Annotated in this window: 13 protein-coding genes; 10 read left to right on the top strand and 3 right to left on the bottom strand. The window is 71.9% G+C overall.

From position 1 onward, the window contains the following. Positions 1 to 9: 9 nt before the first annotated feature. The 4 genes from fabG (at position 10) to ABTW72_RS03775 (ending at position 3,433) form a co-directional block, all read left to right on the top strand. Complete coding sequence (gene fabG / locus ABTW72_RS03790) at positions 10 to 714, top strand: 3-oxoacyl-ACP reductase FabG (protein WP_350853840.1); 705 nt, start codon at positions 10 to 12, stop codon at positions 712 to 714. A gap of 27 nt (positions 715 to 741) precedes the next feature. Beyond that, positions 742 to 1,509, top strand: a complete 768-nt coding sequence (gene fabI / locus ABTW72_RS03785; protein ID WP_091403861.1) for an enoyl-ACP reductase FabI — start codon at positions 742 to 744, stop codon at positions 1,507 to 1,509. Between the two features lie 100 nt (positions 1,510 to 1,609). Further along, the gene (locus ABTW72_RS03780; RefSeq protein WP_350853837.1) at positions 1,610 to 2,638 is read left to right on the top strand and encodes a ferrochelatase; all 1,029 of its coding nucleotides are present in this window, start codon (positions 1,610 to 1,612) and stop codon (positions 2,636 to 2,638) included. Positions 2,639 to 2,653: 15 nt separating this feature from the next. Then, a complete protein-coding gene (locus ABTW72_RS03775; protein ID WP_088988620.1) occupies positions 2,654 to 3,433 on the top strand; it encodes an HAD-IIA family hydrolase in 780 nt (259 codons plus the stop codon). Between the two features lie 133 nt (positions 3,434 to 3,566). Here the strand turns inward: ABTW72_RS03775 and ABTW72_RS03770 are convergent, their stop codons facing one another. Beyond that, on the bottom strand, positions 3,567 to 4,361 hold the full coding sequence (locus tag ABTW72_RS03770; protein WP_350853834.1) for an Rv1486c family protein: 795 nt from the start codon (positions 4,359 to 4,361) through the stop codon (positions 3,567 to 3,569). A 340-nt stretch (positions 4,362 to 4,701) separates the two neighbouring features. On the opposite strand from ABTW72_RS03770, the gene ABTW72_RS03765 reads away from it, so the two are divergent. Then, the gene (locus tag ABTW72_RS03765; RefSeq protein ID WP_091403874.1) at positions 4,702 to 5,514 is read left to right on the top strand and encodes a DUF3097 domain-containing protein; all 813 of its coding nucleotides are present in this window, start codon (positions 4,702 to 4,704) and stop codon (positions 5,512 to 5,514) included. A 32-nt stretch (positions 5,515 to 5,546) separates the two neighbouring features. On the opposite strand, the gene ABTW72_RS03760 is transcribed toward ABTW72_RS03765, so the two are convergent. Then, positions 5,547 to 6,848 carry a serine hydrolase domain-containing protein gene (locus tag ABTW72_RS03760; protein ID WP_350853831.1) on the bottom strand — a complete coding sequence of 434 codons (1,302 nt, stop codon included), beginning with the start codon at positions 6,846 to 6,848 and terminating at the stop codon, positions 5,547 to 5,549. A 120-nt stretch (positions 6,849 to 6,968) separates the two neighbouring features. Between ABTW72_RS03760 and ABTW72_RS03755 the strand changes: the two genes are divergently transcribed. The 4 genes from ABTW72_RS03755 to ABTW72_RS03740 all read left to right on the top strand — a co-directional run bounded on the left by ABTW72_RS03755 (position 6,969) and on the right by ABTW72_RS03740 (position 11,945). Continuing rightward, a complete protein-coding gene (locus ABTW72_RS03755) occupies positions 6,969 to 7,442 on the top strand; it encodes an NfeD family protein (RefSeq protein ID WP_350853828.1) in 474 nt (157 codons plus the stop codon). A 5-nt stretch (positions 7,443 to 7,447) separates the two neighbouring features. Then, positions 7,448 to 8,554 carry an SPFH domain-containing protein gene (locus ABTW72_RS03750; RefSeq protein ID WP_350853825.1) on the top strand — a complete coding sequence of 369 codons (1,107 nt, stop codon included), beginning with the start codon at positions 7,448 to 7,450 and terminating at the stop codon, positions 8,552 to 8,554. A 152-nt stretch (positions 8,555 to 8,706) separates the two neighbouring features. Further along, complete coding sequence (locus ABTW72_RS03745; RefSeq protein WP_350853822.1) at positions 8,707 to 9,474, top strand: hypothetical protein; 768 nt, start codon at positions 8,707 to 8,709, stop codon at positions 9,472 to 9,474. 269 nt (positions 9,475 to 9,743) lie between these two features. After that, a complete protein-coding gene (locus tag ABTW72_RS03740; protein ID WP_350853819.1) occupies positions 9,744 to 11,945 on the top strand; it encodes a transglycosylase domain-containing protein in 2,202 nt (733 codons plus the stop codon). Positions 11,946 to 12,120: 175 nt separating this feature from the next. On the opposite strand, the gene ABTW72_RS03735 is transcribed toward ABTW72_RS03740, so the two are convergent. Beyond that, entirely contained in the window at positions 12,121 to 14,010 is a 1,890-nt protein-coding gene (locus ABTW72_RS03735; protein ID WP_502892145.1) for a thiamine pyrophosphate-requiring protein, read from the bottom strand. A 50-nt stretch (positions 14,011 to 14,060) separates the two neighbouring features. Here ABTW72_RS03735 and ABTW72_RS03730 point away from each other — a divergent pair, with 50 nt between their 5' ends. Beyond that, entirely contained in the window at positions 14,061 to 14,909 is an 849-nt protein-coding gene (locus tag ABTW72_RS03730; RefSeq protein WP_350853987.1) for a TrmH family RNA methyltransferase, read from the top strand. Positions 14,910 to 14,931 lie beyond the last annotated feature (22 nt).

Here is a 14,931-nt window from a genome sequence, read left to right as displayed (position 1 = left end):
GGGGGAACAGTGGCCCGTACCGTGCTGGTGACCGGGGGCAACCGGGGGATAGGCCTGGCCATCGCGCAGGCCTTCGCCAAGCAGGGCGACCGGGTGGCGGTCACCCACCGCAGCGGCGAGGCACCCGACGGGCTGTTCGGCGTACGCGCCGACGTCACCGACGCCGCCTCGGTCGACGCCGCGTTCGCCGCCGTCGAGGCCGAGCTGGGTCCGGTCGAGGTGCTGGTCGCCAACGCCGGCATGACCGCCGACACGCTGCTGCTGCGGATGTCCGAGGAGCAGTTCACCGACGTGGTGGACACCAACCTCACCGGTGCGTTCCGGGTCGCGAAGCGGGCCTCCGGCAAGATGCTCCGCGCCAAGTGGGGCCGCATGATCTTCATCTCCTCGGTGGTCGGCCTCGCCGGCGGCGCCGGGCAGGTCAACTACGCCGCCAGCAAGGCCGGCCTCGTCGGCGTCGCCCGCTCGATCACCCGGGAACTGGGCAGCCGCAACATCACCGCGAACGTGGTGGCACCCGGCTTCATCGACACCGACATGACCGCCGGCCTCTCCGGCGACCGCAAGGCGGAGATCCTCAAGTCCATCCCGGCCGGCCGGATGGCCAGCCCGGACGAGGTCGCCGCCGTGGTCACCTGGCTGGCGTCGGACAGCGCCGGGTACGTCTCCGGCGCCGTCATCCCGGTCGACGGCGGCCTCGGCATGGGCCACTAACCCTTTTGACTACGGAGGAAATCAGCGATGTCCGGACTGCTCGCCGGTAAGCGACTGCTCGTCACCGGTGTCATCACCGACGCCTCGATCGCCTTCTCGGTGGCGAAGCTCGCTCAGGAAAATGGCGCGCAGGTCGTGCTCACCGGCTACGGCCGGCTCTCCCTGGTCGAGCGGATCGCCAAGCGGCTGCCCGAGCCGGCACCGGTCATCGAGGTGGACGTCACCAACACCGAGCACCTTGCCGGCCTCGCCGACCGCGTACGCGAGCACGTCGACGGCCTCGACGGTGTCGTGCACTCGATCGGCTTCGCCCCGCAGAGCTGCCTGGGTGGCGGCTTCCTCGACGCGCCCTGGGAGGACGTGGCGACCGCCCTGCACGTCTCCACCTTCTCGTACAAGTCGCTGGCCATGGCCGCGCTGCCGCTGATGTCGCCCGGCGGCGCGGTGGTCGGCCTGACCTTCGACGCGACGAAGGCGTGGCCGGTCTACGACTGGATGGGCGTGGCCAAGGCCGGCCTGGAGTCGGCGTCCCGCTACCTGGCGCTGCACCTGGGCAAGCAGGGCATCCGCAGCAACCTGGTCGCCGCCGGGCCGCTACGCACCATCGCCGCGAAGTCGATCCCCGGCTTCGACCAGTTCGAGGACGCCTGGGCCGAGCGTGCCCCGCTGGGGTGGAGCCTCACCGACCAGGAGCCCGCCGCGCGGGCCTGCCTGGCGCTGCTCTCCGACTGGTTCCCGGCCACCACCGGCGAGATCGTCCACGTCGACGGCGGCTACCACGCCATCGGCTCCTGACGCTGCACCGTGACGCTCCCTGGTCACCGTCCGCGTGATCTACGCGTCCGGACCAGGGGGCGTCGCCGGGACGTCCCGGCCGAGGGGCAAGAATGACCCCATGTCGTACGACGCGGTGGTGCTGGTGTCCTTCGGCGGGCCCGAACGGCCCGAGGACGTGATGCCTTTCCTGCAGAACGTGACCCGGGGCCGGGGCGTGCCTCCCGAGCGACTGGTCGAGGTCGCCGAGCACTACCAGCACTTCGGTGGGGTGTCCCCGATCAACCAGCAGTGCCGGGACCTGCTGGCCGCCGTCCGCGCCGACTTCGCCGCGCACGGTGTCGACCTGCCCATCTACTGGGGCAACCGCAACTGGGACCCGATGCTCGCCGACACGGTGACCCAGATGCGCGACGACGGGATCACCCGGGCGCTGGCCTTCGTCACCAGCGCGTACGGCGGCTACTCGTCCTGCCGGCAGTACCAGGAGGACATCGCCGCCGCCCGTGCCGCCGTCGGCCCGGACGCCCCGGTGATCGAGAAGCTGCGCCAGTTCTGGGACCACCCCGGCTTCGTCGAGCCCCACGTCGACGCGGTCCGGGCGGCGCTGGGCCAGCTCGACCCGGCGTTGCGGGACACCACCCGGCTGGTCTTCACCGCCCACTCCATCCCCAGCTCGATGGCGGCGAACGCCGGCCCGCACGGCGGCCGGTACGAGGCGCAGCTGCACGAGACCGCCCGGCTCGTCGCCGCGGCCGCCGCGCCCGACCTGGCGTACGACCTGGTCTGGCAGAGCCGCTCCGGCCCGCCGCAGGTGCCGTGGCTGGAGCCGGACATCAACGACCACCTGGCCGCCCTCGCGCAGGGCGGCACCACCGGCGTGGTGGTCAGCCCGATCGGGTTCGTCTCCGATCACCTGGAGGTCGTGTGGGACCTGGACACCGAAGCGCTGGAGACGGCGAAGCAGCTCGGCCTGGACTTCGTCCGGGCCGGCACGCCGGGCACCGACCCGCGCTTCGTGACCATGGTGCGTGAGCTGGTCACCGAGCGCACCGACCCGGACGGCGCACAGCTGCGCCGCCGCCTGGGCGAGCTGCCCATGTGGGACACCTGCCCCACCGTCTGTTGCGTGCCGACCCGTCGCCCCTGACCTCTGAGGATCATCATGCATGACCGCAAGCCCGTGCAGAGTTGGCTGACCGACATGGACGGCGTGCTGGTGCACGAGGGCCAGCCGGTGCCCGGCGCGCCGGAGTTCATCAACCGGATGCGCGCCTCCGGCAAGCCGTTCCTGGTGCTGACCAACAACTCGATCTACACCCCGCGGGACCTGACGGCCCGGCTCAGCCGGATGGGGCTGGACGTGCCGGAGGAGTCGATCTGGTCCTCCGCCCTGGCCACCGGCCAGTTCCTCGCCGACCAGCGGCCGGGTGGCACCGCGTACGTCATCGGTGAGGCCGGGCTGACCACGGCGCTGCACGCCGTCGGCTACGTGCTGACCGACTTCGCCCCCGACTACGTGGTGCTCGGCGAGACCCGCACCTACAGCTTCGAGGCGATCACCAAGGCCGTCCGCCTGATCAACGACGGCGCCCGGTTCATCTGCACCAACCCCGACGTGACCGGCCCGTCCGTGGAGGGCGCGCTACCCGCCGCCGGCTCGGTCGCCGCCATGATCTCCAAGGCGACCGGGGTCGAGCCGTACTTCGTGGGCAAGCCCAACCCGATGATGATGCGCTCGGCGCTCAACACCATCAACGCGCATTCGGAGAGCACCGCGATGATCGGTGACCGGATGGACACCGACATCCTGTGCGGCCTGGAGGCGGGGCTGGAGACCATCCTGGTGCTCACCGGGATCAGCAGCCGCACCGAGGCGGAGCGTTACCCGTACCGCCCGTCCCGGATCGTCAACTCGGTCGCGGACCTGCTCGACGAGATCTGACCGACCGGCCCTGGCGGGCCGCCGCCATGTGCCGGTGCTGCCGGCGTACCACCATGACCATCCACACGAAGAACATCATCTCGGCGGCGGCGAATATCAGAAGGACCGCAGTGCCGATCATGGTCGCCTCCCGTCAGGGGCGCAGTGGGGCGTTGCAGGCGGCCACCAGCGCCTGCCGGCAGGCAGCGGTGAGCGGCCGCAGTGCCGCGTCCCGTTGCTGCGCCTCGTAGTTGTTGATCGCACCGCCCGGGGCGGCGTGCCCGGCCAACGCCAGCACCCGGTCGAGCACCGCGGCCCGGGCGAAGAGCCGGCGGGCCCGCGGGTCGAAGCCCGGTGGGAGATCGGTGGTGCCGTCCGGGCGGCGGAGCGCGGCCAGCGCACCAGCCAGCTCGGGCCGCCACTGAGCCACGTCGAGGCGGGTCAGCACGGCGGTCGTCTCGGCCAGCGCGGCGGCCAACTCGGCCTCCGCCTCGGCGGCGCCAGGCAACGAGAGTGACGCGGCGGGGGCGTTGGCCGGCAGCGGGTAGACCCGCCAGAGCACCGTCTCGAAACAGTCTCCCGAGCCGGAGGTGTGCAGCCGCACCTGGGGGATCAGCCCGAGCCCGCCGGCGACCACCGCCTCGCCCGTGACCAGAGCCGCGCCGGCGAAGTCGCCGGGGCCGGGCAGACCCCTCGGGTCGCCCGGCGCGGGCAGCACCAGACGGATCTCGTCCGGGGAGAGCTTGGCCAGGGTGGGCAGCGCGGCGCCCAACGGGACGTCGGTCCAGGTGCCCGGGGCGTCCGCAACGAGGTGTTCCTCGTCGCCGGCGATGGCGTCGGCGACCTCGTCGTAGGGCACCAACCCGGCGCGCCACGCGCGCACCCAGGCAACGAACCGGCTGGACCGGCGCGGCGCGAGTGTGGCCGCGCCCGTTGCGGGGGTGGACATGCCGAAAGGGTACGTGGTCACGACCGGCCCTGTCTCGGCTGCCGCTCCGGTCGCCCGGCCTGCCCCCAACTGCCCCCTTCGTGCCACTGCCAACACCCCACATCCCGCGCGCCCTCCACGCCCCCGCCCCGTCGACCCCCGCCCCTCCACGCCTGCGCCCTTCCACGCCCCCGCTCCGTCGATCATGGAGTTGTGGTGGGCGGTAACGGTTGATTCAGGCGTTTCGCGGGGCACCACAACTCCATGATCGACCGGGCCGGAGGGGCGGGGGTTCGGAGGCGGTGGGGGCTGGCGGTGTGTCGGGGTTGTTGTGGGGGGTGGCGGGTTTAGCGTGATCGACATGGCGGGGCGATACGGCGAGGACGTGTTGGCGGGCGACTGGCGACGGCGCAAGGTCACCCCCGAGGTGGACGCCGAACCGGATCTCGTGGTCGAGGATGCCGACTCCGGGTTCTGCGGAGCGGTGGTGGGCTTCGAGGCCGGCGCGGTGGTGTTGGAGGACCGGCACGGTAAACGGCGCAACTTCCCGCTGCTGCCGGCGGCGTTCCTGCTCGACGGCCGCCCGGTGACCCTGCGCCGCCCGACCCGCGCGGCGGTGCCGACGGCCCGTCGGCGGACCGCGTCCGGCTCGGTCGCCGTGGACAACGTCCGGGCCCAGGTGGCGAAGGCCAGCCGAATCTGGGTGGAAGGCATCCATGACGCCGCGCTGGTCGAGCGGATCTGGGGCGACGACCTACGGATCGAGGGCGTGGTGGTCGAGCCGTTGGACGGCATCGACGCCCTCGACGCCGAGGTACGCGACTTCGGCCCCGGCCCGACCCGACGACTTGGCGTGCTCGTCGACCACCTGGTGCCGGGCAGCAAGGAGAGCCGGATCGTCGCCCGGGTGAACTCGCCGCACGTGCTGGTGACCGGGCACCCCTACGTGGACGTGTGGCAGGCGGTCAAGCCGGCGGCGTTGGGCATCGCGGCCTGGCCGGTGGTGCCGCCGGGGCGGCCGTGGAAGGAGGGGGTCTGCGCGGCCCTCGGGGTGGCCGAGCCGGCCGACATGTGGCGGCACATCCTGTCCCGGGTGAACAGCTTCGCCGACGTGGAGACCCCTCTGATCAACGCCATGGAACGCCTCATCGATTTCGTCACCGAGCCGGCCTGACCGCCTGGTCCGCCGGATCCGCCCGCGGCGGATCAGGGGACCTCGTCCGGGCTGCGGGTGAAGACGAACGTGGCGATGTCGACAGCTCGCGCCCGTCCGTTGTCGTCGCGCAGCACCGACAGGATCTCGCCGTTCTCCGGGCCGGAACGTCCCCGCCAGCGGTCCGTCCCCTCGGCGGTGAACCGGCTCACCCGCTCACCGCGTACGTGGGCCACCAGGTCACCCGCGTCCCAGCTCAGGTCCAGCGAAGTGCCCATCCACCACCAGCGGCCGGTCAGCTCGGCCAACCCGGCATCCGGCGCGGCGGTGGCCGGCCGCCACGGTTGCGGGAACGCCGGCTCGGCGTCCAGCACGGCGGTCAGCAGTTGGCGGGCGAGCCCGGTGATCGGGAAGCCGTACGAGTTGGCGAAGCCGACCACGGCGGTGCGGGTGGGCCGGTGCACCACGAGGGCGGCCACGTACCCGGGCATCGAGCCGCCGTGCCCGACGTACACGCGCTCGCCGTCGCGGTAGAGCTCCAGCCCCAGGCCGTGCCCGCCGGTCCAGGAGTCGAGGTCGCTGATCACCACGGGGGCACACATCTCGGTCAGCGTCTCGGCGGCCAGCACCGCCGGGTCGGGGTCGGCCAGGAACGCGGCCCAGCGGCCCAGGTCCTCGATCGTCGACCAGAGTTGCCCGGCGGGGGCCATGGCGCCGGTGTCGGTGCGGGGTTCCTCGCGCAGCGTGCCGTGCCAGGGGTGGACGACGTAGCCGCGGGCGTACGGCTCGGTGGCCGCGTAGGTGGTGCGGCGCAGGCCCAGCGGCGTCAGGATCCGTTCGTCGAGCAGGCCGGCCCAGGGTGTCCCGGTGAGCCGTTCGAGCAACCCGCCGAGCAGCCCGTACGCCAGGTTGGAGTAGTGGTAGGCGCGGTGCGGCGGGTAGGCGATCTTGTCGGCGTCGACCTCCGCGAGCAGGGTCGTGAGATCGACGCCCGCCGCCCGCTCCCACCAGTCGCCCTCGGGTTCGCGTTGGATGCCGCTGGCGTGGCCGAGTAGTTGGCGCACTGTGAGCGTGCCCACACCGGTGCCCGGCAGGTGCTGCTCCAGCCGGTCGTCCAGGGCCAGTCGGCCGGCGTCGCGCAACTGCATGACCAGGGTGGCGGTCATCGTCTTGCTGATCGAGCCCACCCGGTACTGCAGGTCGACATCCGGGCGGGGGTGTTCGCCGGCGACGGCCACGTGCGCCAGCGTGCCGTCGCGGACCACGCCCAGCACCAGCGACGGGGTGTGACCGTCGGCCTGTGCCTGGGCGACCCGGATGTCGATCTGTCGGGCGGTCTCGGGGAGCACTGTCAACGGGATCTCCTCGGGTCGGCCGCCGATTCGTGGCGTTTCTGACGGGCCGGAAAGGGTCCCGCAGAGCCTACTGATCTTCGCGGGAAGGTCGCGCGTGCATTTGCGTGTCACGATTGGGTGGTGGACGCCGTGGTGTGGATCGTTTTGGGTGTGCTGCTGGCCGTCGCCGAGATCTTCACGACGACGCTATTTCTGATCATGTTCGGGGCCGGTGCGTTCGCCGCCGCCGGTGCGGCCGCCCTGGGCGCGCCGGTCGCCGTGCAGGCGCTGGTCTTCGCGGTGGTGTCGGCGTTGAGCCTGGTGGTGGTCCGACCGGTTATCCGGCGGCACAGCCGCTCAGCGCTGGAGAGTGGCGAGCAGCCGTTCGGCGTGGAGGCGATCGAGGGCTCCACGGCGCTGGTGCTGGAACGGGTGGACGCCGAGCAGGGTCTCGTCAAGATCGACGGTGAGCTGTGGAGCGCCCGGTCGTACGACACGACACAGGCCTACGACCCCGGTCAACGGGTTCGGGTGATAAAGGTCCGGGGCGCTACCGCCCTGGTGTGGCAGGACGATGTTTCTTCCGCCGGCGAGCTGCCGGAATCGAGAGGGTGAACGGAATGACCTTAATCGGGGTGGTGGTGATCGCGGTGGCGTTGATCGCCGTGATAACGCTGGCCAAGGCTGTGCGGATCGTGCCGCAGCAACGTCAGGACGTGGTCGAACGGCTCGGCAAGTACAAGCGCACCCTCAGCCCCGGCCTCAACCTGCTGGTGCCGTTCATCGACGCGGTGCGTACCAAGGTTGACATGCGCGAGCAGGTGGTCAGCTTCCCGCCGCAGCCGGTGATCACCTCGGACAACCTGGTGGTCTCGATCGACACGGTCCTCTACTTCAAGGTGGTCGACTCGGTCCGGGCGACCTACGAGATCTCCAGCTTCCTCCAGGCCATCGAGCAGCTGACCGTCACCACGTTGCGTAACGTGATCGGTTCGCTCGATCTGGAGCGGGCGCTGACCAGCCGGGACGAGATCAACCGGCACCTCTCGGGTGTGCTGGACGAAACCACCGGCCGCTGGGGCATCAAGGTGACGCGGGTCGAGATCAAGGCGATCGAGCCGCCGGCCAGCATCCGCGACTCGATGGAGAAGCAGATGCGCGCCGAGCGGGACCGCCGTGCGGCGATCCTGACCGCCGAGGGTCACAAGCAGTCGGTGATCCTCACCGCCGAGGGTGACAAGCAGTCGGCGGTGCTGCGGGCCGACGGTGACCGGCAGGCCCGGATCCTGCAGGCCGAGGGTCAGGCGAAGGCGATCCGGACGGTCTTCGACGCGATCCACCAGGCCAACCCGAGCCAGAAGGTGCTCGCCTACCAGTACCTGCAGGCTCTGCCGCAGATCGCCCAGGGCAGCGCCAACAAGGTCTGGATCGTCCCGGCCGAGCTGACCAAGGCCCTGGAGGGGATGGGTGGCGCGCTCGGTGGGCTGAGCCAGATGGTGGGGGATCTGCCCGCACCGGAGGCCGCGGACCAGGCGAGCCAGGTCGAGCGCGAGGCCGCGGAGGCGGCGCAGGCTGCGGCGGACGCCGCCCAGCAGATCCACGACGAGGTACGCGTCGCCGAGGCGCAGGCCACCGGCGGCAAGGGGCCGAAGGGGCTGCCCGCACCGGAGCCGGTGTCGCCGACCAGCCTCGTCGAGGACCCGGCCGACCAGCGCGAGCGCGGCTGATCCCGTACGCCGGCCGCCCGGTCGGCTAAATACGAGAAAGACTCATGGGGCGCTCCGACGCCTGCCACGATCGGTCCTAGGACGGGTGGTGACCAGGCAATCGGGGCGCCCCGGCGCGTCGGTGCACCGCTCGACGACGAGCGAGGTGACGCATGAAGGATCCGGCGAATCGGATGTGGTCCTCAGCCCCGGTGCCCGGCGCGCACGACCCGGTCGCCCCGCTGGGCTCCCGGCGCAGCGGTGGCGGATTCGGCGTACTGCCCTTCGTCGGCGAGCCGACCCCGGGCGCCCCCGCCACGAACGCCAGTTGGGCCTGGTCGGTGCGTCGGTTCGCGCGGGCGGCGGTCTGGCTGCTGCCCGCGTACGCCATCCTGTACGGCGCGGTGGCGATGGCCAGCGACGGAGGGGTGGGCAACGACCCCTATCCGGCCGACGGCCGGGCGGTGTACCTGATCGGTTGGGTGGCCGCGGTCTGGCTCGGCCTGCTCGCGCTGCTGGCCCTCACCGGGCTGCTGGCCGCGACCCGCAGTCGCCGGGTGGCCGCCGCCGGGCTGCTGGTCAGCATCGCCGGCACCGTGTTGATGCTGCCGTTCGCCGGGTTCGAGGAGCAGACGCCGGTCTTCGGCGCCACCGCGCGGTCGCTGGTCCTGCTCGGCGCGACGTTCTACAGCGCGGGCTGGTTCCTCACCGGGTGGGCGGTCGCCCGCTCGGGCACCTTCAGCCTCGGCGACGGCGTCATGCTGATCATCGCCGCGCCGCTGCTCGGCCTCGGCGGTGCCCTGATCGGCTCGTTGCAGACCTTCGGCGCGATCTTCGTGCTGATCGCCGGCATCGGCATCGGCTACCGCTCCGGCCGCCTGATGCCCCGCGAAAGCGCCAGAGACGCCGCCACTGCCAGCCTGAGCACCCCAAACCCCTAACCCACCCACCCCACCCACCCACCCGGGCCTCGCCCCGGCCCTCGCCCAGCTCCGGTGATCATGAGCTTGACGGGCGATTCCGTGATCAAACCTCCCGCTAACCCCATGATCACCGGGGCGGGGCGGGGCGGGGCGGGGCGGGGCGGGGCGGGGTGGGGCGGGGTGGGGTGGGGTGGGGGTGGGAGTTGGCTGGTGGGTGGGCGTGAAGTTGCTGACAATCGCGGGGTGGGGGTGGTCGGTTGACGGCTTTCGTGGCAATCCTGGGGAGCATGGCCGCCCCCCGCTCGCCGCTGTCGCGGCTGTTCACCGTGCTGCTCGCCGGCGTGTTGGCCGGGCTTGTCCTGGCCGTCGCCGCGCTGCCGGGCAACCTGCTTCTCGGGCTCACCGCCCGCTCCGCGCTCGGGTCGTACGCCGCGTTGCCGGCCTCGCTGAAGACCCCGGCCACGCCGCAGCGTTCGTACCTCTACGCGAACGACGGCAAGACGCTGATCACCACGTTCTACGACGTGAACCGCACCGACGTCCCCCTGTCGGAGATCGCCCCGGTCATGCGGCAGGCGATCGTGGCGGCCGAGGACCGGCGCTTCTACGACCACGGTGGCGCGGACCTGCGCGGCCTGGCCCGGGCGCTGGTGGCGAACGTCAAGGGTGGCGGCACCGAGCAGGGCGGCTCGACGCTGACCATGCAGTACGTCCGTAACGTGCTCAAGACCGACCCCACCCGCACCGCCGAGGAGCGCGCCGCCGCGACCGATCCGACCGTGGGCCGCAAGATCCAGGAGATCCGGTACGCGAGCGCACTGGACAAGAGCCTCGGCAAGGACGAGATCCTCGACCGGTACCTGAACATCGCCTACTTCGGCTCCGGCGCGTACGGGATCGCGGCGGCCAGCCAGCGGTACTTCGGCAAGCCTCCGGCGCAGTTGACCCTCGCCGAGTCGGCCCTGCTGGCCGGTCTGGTGCAGTCCCCGGACGCTTACAGCCCGATCAGCGGCGACAAGGACGAGGCGCTGGCCCGCCGGTCGTACGTGCTGGACTCGATGGTCGCCACCAACGCGATCACCGCCGCGCAGGCCGCCCAGGCCAAGGCGGAGCCGCTGGCCCTGCACCCCACCGCCCAGCCCAACGGATGCACCGCCGTCTCCCAGGGCCACGACGACTGGGGTTTCTTCTGCGACTACCTGCGCCAGTGGTGGCTGACCCAGCCGGCCTTCGGGGCCACCGTCGCGGAGCGCGAGCAGGCACTGCGTTCGGGCGGCTACACCGTGGTCACCTCGCTGGACCCGAAGATCCAGGCCACCGCGCAGCAGCAGGCCACCAAGGTCTACGGGTACGACAACAAGCGCGCCCTGCCGATCGCGGCGGTCCAGCCGGGCACCGGGCGGGTGCTGGCGATGGCGGTCAACAGGCACTACAGCCTCGCCGACAACCCGGGCGGGCAGGCGAACCATCCGAACACCGTCAACCCGCTGATCTCCGGCGGAGCCAGCGTCGACGGGTACCAGGCGGGTTCCACGTTCAAGCTGTTCACGATGCTCGCCGCGCTGGAGTCGGGCCGTACCCTCTCCACCGGTTTCGACGCGCCCGCCAAGCTGCCCACCCGGTACGCCGCCGAGGGACCGGGTAGCTGTGACGGCCGCTGGTGCCCGGCGAACGCCAATCCGGACTGGATGGACGGGTACCGGATGATGTGGGACGGCTTCGGCCGCTCGGTGAACACCTACTTCGTCTGGCTGGCCGAGCAGGTCGGCCAGGACAAGGTGGTGCAGATGGCGCAGCGGCTCGGCATCACGTTCCGCGCCGACTCGGACGCCAACTTCGCCAAGAACAACGCCGCGAACTGGGGTTCGTTCACCCTCGGCGTGGCGGCCACCACTCCGCTGGACCTGGCCAACGCGTACGCGACGGTGGCCGCCGAGGGCACCTACTGCACGCCGGTGCCGGTGGTCTCGGTGACCGGCGCGGACGGCACGAAGGTGCCGGTGGGCCAGCCCTCCTGCAAGCGGGTGCTCGACGCCGACGTCGCCCGTGCCGCGACCGACGCGGCCCGCTGCCCGGTGGGTCAGCAGTCGGCGTTCGGGCAGTGCAACGGTGGCACCGCCACCGGTGTGAACGACATCCTCGACGGCCGACCGGTGGCTGGTAAGACGGGTAGCTCGGAGCAGAACTCCACCGAGACGTTCGTCGGCTTCACCCCGCAGGTCGCGGTGGCCGGTATCGCCGCCAACCCGGACGACCCGGCCGACTCGGTGGGGTCGGCGGTACAGACCAAGGTGATCGACGCGGTCGCCCGGGTCATCGCCACCGCCGTGAAGGGCCAACCGGAGAAGGCGTTCGCCGCACCGAGCCACGAGCTGGCCGGCGACCCGCACCGCCCGGTGGAGCGGGCACCCGCTGTCCCGCAAGGCCCGCGAGCCCGGGACGACGATCGCCTTTCCCCGCTGGAACGCTGGCTGAATCGCCGAGGCTGACCCCCGCCCCTCCCACCCCGACCTCACCCCTCCCGCCCCCGCGATCTTGCACTTTCGGTCGCCGAATTGGACCCTCTTGCGGCTCTTGTCGGTGCAGGAAGTGCAAGATCGCGGGGGCGGGGCGGGGCGGGGCGGGGCGGGGCGGGGCGGGGCGGGCGCGGGATGGGGCGTGGTTTCAGGGTTGGCGGCGGCGGGGGCGGTAGCTGGCCAGCGTCGACGGGAGGCCGCGGCGGACGATTCCGGCCCAGTCGGTGTCGCCGCGGAGCACCGCCGCGGCGGTCTTGCGAGCCTGCTCGACGGTGAAGTGCGGTGGCAGCATCAGCTCCGCCGGGTCGACCAGGGCGTTGATCACCACCGGTCGGTCGGCGGTGAGCGCCCGGTCCCAGACGTCGCGCACCTGATCCGGTGAGTCGATCAACTCGCCGTGCAGCCCGAGCACCTCCGCCCACTGGTGGTAGGCGATGTCCGGCAACTGCTGGCTGTCCGGGAACATCGGCGTCCCCTCGGTGGAGCGCTGTTCCCAGCTGACGAATGCCAGATCCCGGTTGTTGAGCACCAGCACCACGAAGCGCGGGTCGGCCCAGCTGCGCCAGTACTTCGCCACGGTGATCAACTCGTTGACGCCGTTCATCTGCATGGCGCCGTCGCCGATCAGTGCGACCAGCGGCCGGTCCGGGTGGGCGAACTTGGCGCTCAACGCGTACGGCATGGCGCCACCCATGGACAGCAACGTGCCGGAGAGGCTGGCCAGCATGCTCGGGCGTACCTGGATGTGTCGGGCGTACCAGGCGGTGGTGGTGCCGCAGTCGACCGCGAGCAGCACGTCGTCGGGCAGCCGTTCGTTCAGGGTGTGGAAGAGCAACTGCGGGTTGACCGGGTCGGCGGCCTGCTCGGCCAGGTCGTGTTGCACGCGACGCCACGCCGAGGTGGCCTCGGCGACCTCTGCCCGCCAGGCGGTCGGCCCGGGGCCGGGGCCCAGTTCGTTCAGCAACGCCCGCAGCGTGGGGCGGGCGTCGCCGGTCAGGTTCACCTCGGTCGGGTACCGCAGCCCGAGCTGGGTACCGTCCAGGTCGATCTGCACCGCGCGGGCCTGCCCGGGCTGCGGGTAGAACTCCGAGTACGGCATGTTGCTGCCCACGATCAGCAGCCGGTCGCAGCCGCTCATCAGCTGCCAGCTCGGTCGGGTGCCGAGCAGCCCGATCGCGCCGGTCACCCACGGTTCGCGGTGGTCGACGGCGGTGAAGCCGAGCAGCGCGGTGGCCACCCCGGCTCCGAGCCGATCAGCGATCTCGCGGACCTCGTCGCGCGCGCCGAGGGCACCCTGGCCGACCAGCATGGCCACCCGCTGCCCGCCGCGCAGCACCTCGGCCGCCCGGCGCACGTCCGCCTCCGGCGGCACCGTCGGTGTGCTGCTCGGCGCGTTGCTGGTCTGGTAGTAGCCGTGCGCGTGCGGCGGGTTCGGTACGGCCGGCTCGTCCTGCAGGTCCAGGGGCAGGATCAGGGCCGTGACGGTACGCCGGGCCAGCGCCGTCCGGCACGCCCGGTCGACCAGGTGGCGTACCTGCGCCGGGTTGTCGAGCTGGGCCAGGAACGCCGCTGCCACGTCCTTGTAGAGGGCGAGCAGGTCGACCTCCTGGTAGTAACCGCCGCCCTCGGCGGTGGTCGCGGTGTGCCCGACCAGGGCGACCACCGGTTGGTGGTCGAGCTTCGCGTCGTACAGGCCGTTGAGCAGATGGATGGCGCCCGGCCCGCTGGTGGCCAGCGCGCAACCCAGCGGCCCGCCGCCGTACTTGACGTGCGCGGAGGCGGCGAAGCCGGCGGTCTCCTCGTGGCGGACCTGGATGAACTGGGCGCGGCCGTTGGTGCGTTGCAACGCGGAGGTCATGCCGTTGATGCCGTCGCCGGGATAGCCGAAGTAACGGTGTACGCCCCAGCTGAACAGTCGGGACACGATGTGGTCGGCGACGGTCGGACGCCGGGGCAGAGTGCCCGCTTCGCCCGCCGTGGTGTCGTCTGCGCTCACCTGGCTGGTCCTTCCCGTCGCGTCCCGATGCCCGCCGGTCATTCCCCTTCTTCTTCGGACAAAACACCCCGTCGGGCGGGCGTCGAGGCGCACTGCTCCGCGTCCGGCAGAATCGTCGGGTGCCCGTCCACGAGATCACCGACCCTGACGACGACCGGATCGCCGACTACCGGGCGCTCACCGACGTCGAGCTGCGCACCCGCTGGGAACCACCGCACGGCCTGTTCATCGCCGAGGGGGAGCTGGTGCTGCGCAGGGCGCTGCGTGCGGGCTACCCGGCCCGGTCGTACCTCATCGACGCCAAGCGGGTCGACCAGCTCGCCGACCTGGACACCGGCGACGCGCCGGTGTACGCCGCGACCCAGGACGTGCTGCAGCGGGCCACCGGTTTCCACGTACACCGGGGGGTGCTGGCGTCGTTCCACCGCCGGCCGCTGCCGACGGCGGCCGAGGTGCTCGCCGCCGCGCGCCGGGTCGTGCTCCTGGAGGACGTCAACAACCACACCAACCTCGGTGCGGTCTTCCGGGGTGCCGCCGCGCTCGGCATCGACGCGGTGCTGCTGTCGCCGTCCTGCGCCGACCCGCTGTACCGGCGCAGTGTCCGGGTCAGCATGGGTGAGGTCTTCGCGATGCCGTACGCGAAGCTCGACCGCTGGCCCGAGGGCCTGGACCAGGTGCGGGAGGCCGGCTTCACGGTGCTCGCCATGACGCCCGCGCCGGACGCCGTACCGATCCAGCGGTTGACCCCGGCGCAGCGCGAGCGGGCGGCGCTGCTGCTCGGTGCCGAGGGGCCCGGGCTCACCGCGGCGGCCCAGGCCGCCAGCGACGTGCGGGTGGTCCTTCCGATGCGCCGCGGCGTGGATTCGTTGAACGTGGCCGCCGCGGCGGCGGTGGCGTTCTGGGAGCTGGGCCGCGACGATCCGCCGTTCGGCGGTGAGTAGACCGCATTGGCTTGCATGGCCA

The sequence above is a fragment of the Micromonospora sp. NPDC127501 genome (genome assembly GCF_040302185.1).
In the GTDB taxonomy this organism is placed as follows: domain Bacteria; phylum Actinomycetota; class Actinomycetes; order Mycobacteriales; family Micromonosporaceae; genus Micromonospora.
This window is presented reverse-complemented; position numbering and strand designations above follow the sequence as displayed.

Bases quoted from the DNA above. Each gene is read 5' to 3' on its own strand.
- fabI (WP_091403861.1), top strand. From the start codon at position 742: ATGTCCGGACTGCTCGCCGGTAAGCGACTGCTCGTCACCGGTGTCATC.
- ABTW72_RS03780 (WP_350853837.1), top strand. From the start codon at position 1,610: ATGTCGTACGACGCGGTGGTGCTGGTGTCCTTCGGCGGGCCCGAACGG.
- ABTW72_RS03775 (WP_088988620.1), top strand. From the start codon at position 2,654: ATGCATGACCGCAAGCCCGTGCAGAGTTGGCTGACCGACATGGACGGC.
- ABTW72_RS03770 (WP_350853834.1), bottom strand. From the start codon at position 4,361: ATGTCCACCCCCGCAACGGGCGCGGCCACACTCGCGCCGCGCCGGTCC.
- ABTW72_RS03765 (WP_091403874.1), top strand. From the start codon at position 4,702: ATGGCGGGGCGATACGGCGAGGACGTGTTGGCGGGCGACTGGCGACGG.
- ABTW72_RS03750 (WP_350853825.1), top strand. From the start codon at position 7,448: ATGACCTTAATCGGGGTGGTGGTGATCGCGGTGGCGTTGATCGCCGTG.
- ABTW72_RS03745 (WP_350853822.1), top strand. From the start codon at position 8,707: ATGAAGGATCCGGCGAATCGGATGTGGTCCTCAGCCCCGGTGCCCGGC.
- ABTW72_RS03740 (WP_350853819.1), top strand. From the start codon at position 9,744: ATGGCCGCCCCCCGCTCGCCGCTGTCGCGGCTGTTCACCGTGCTGCTC.
- ABTW72_RS03735 (WP_502892145.1), bottom strand. From the start codon at position 14,010: ATGACCGGCGGGCATCGGGACGCGACGGGAAGGACCAGCCAGGTGAGC.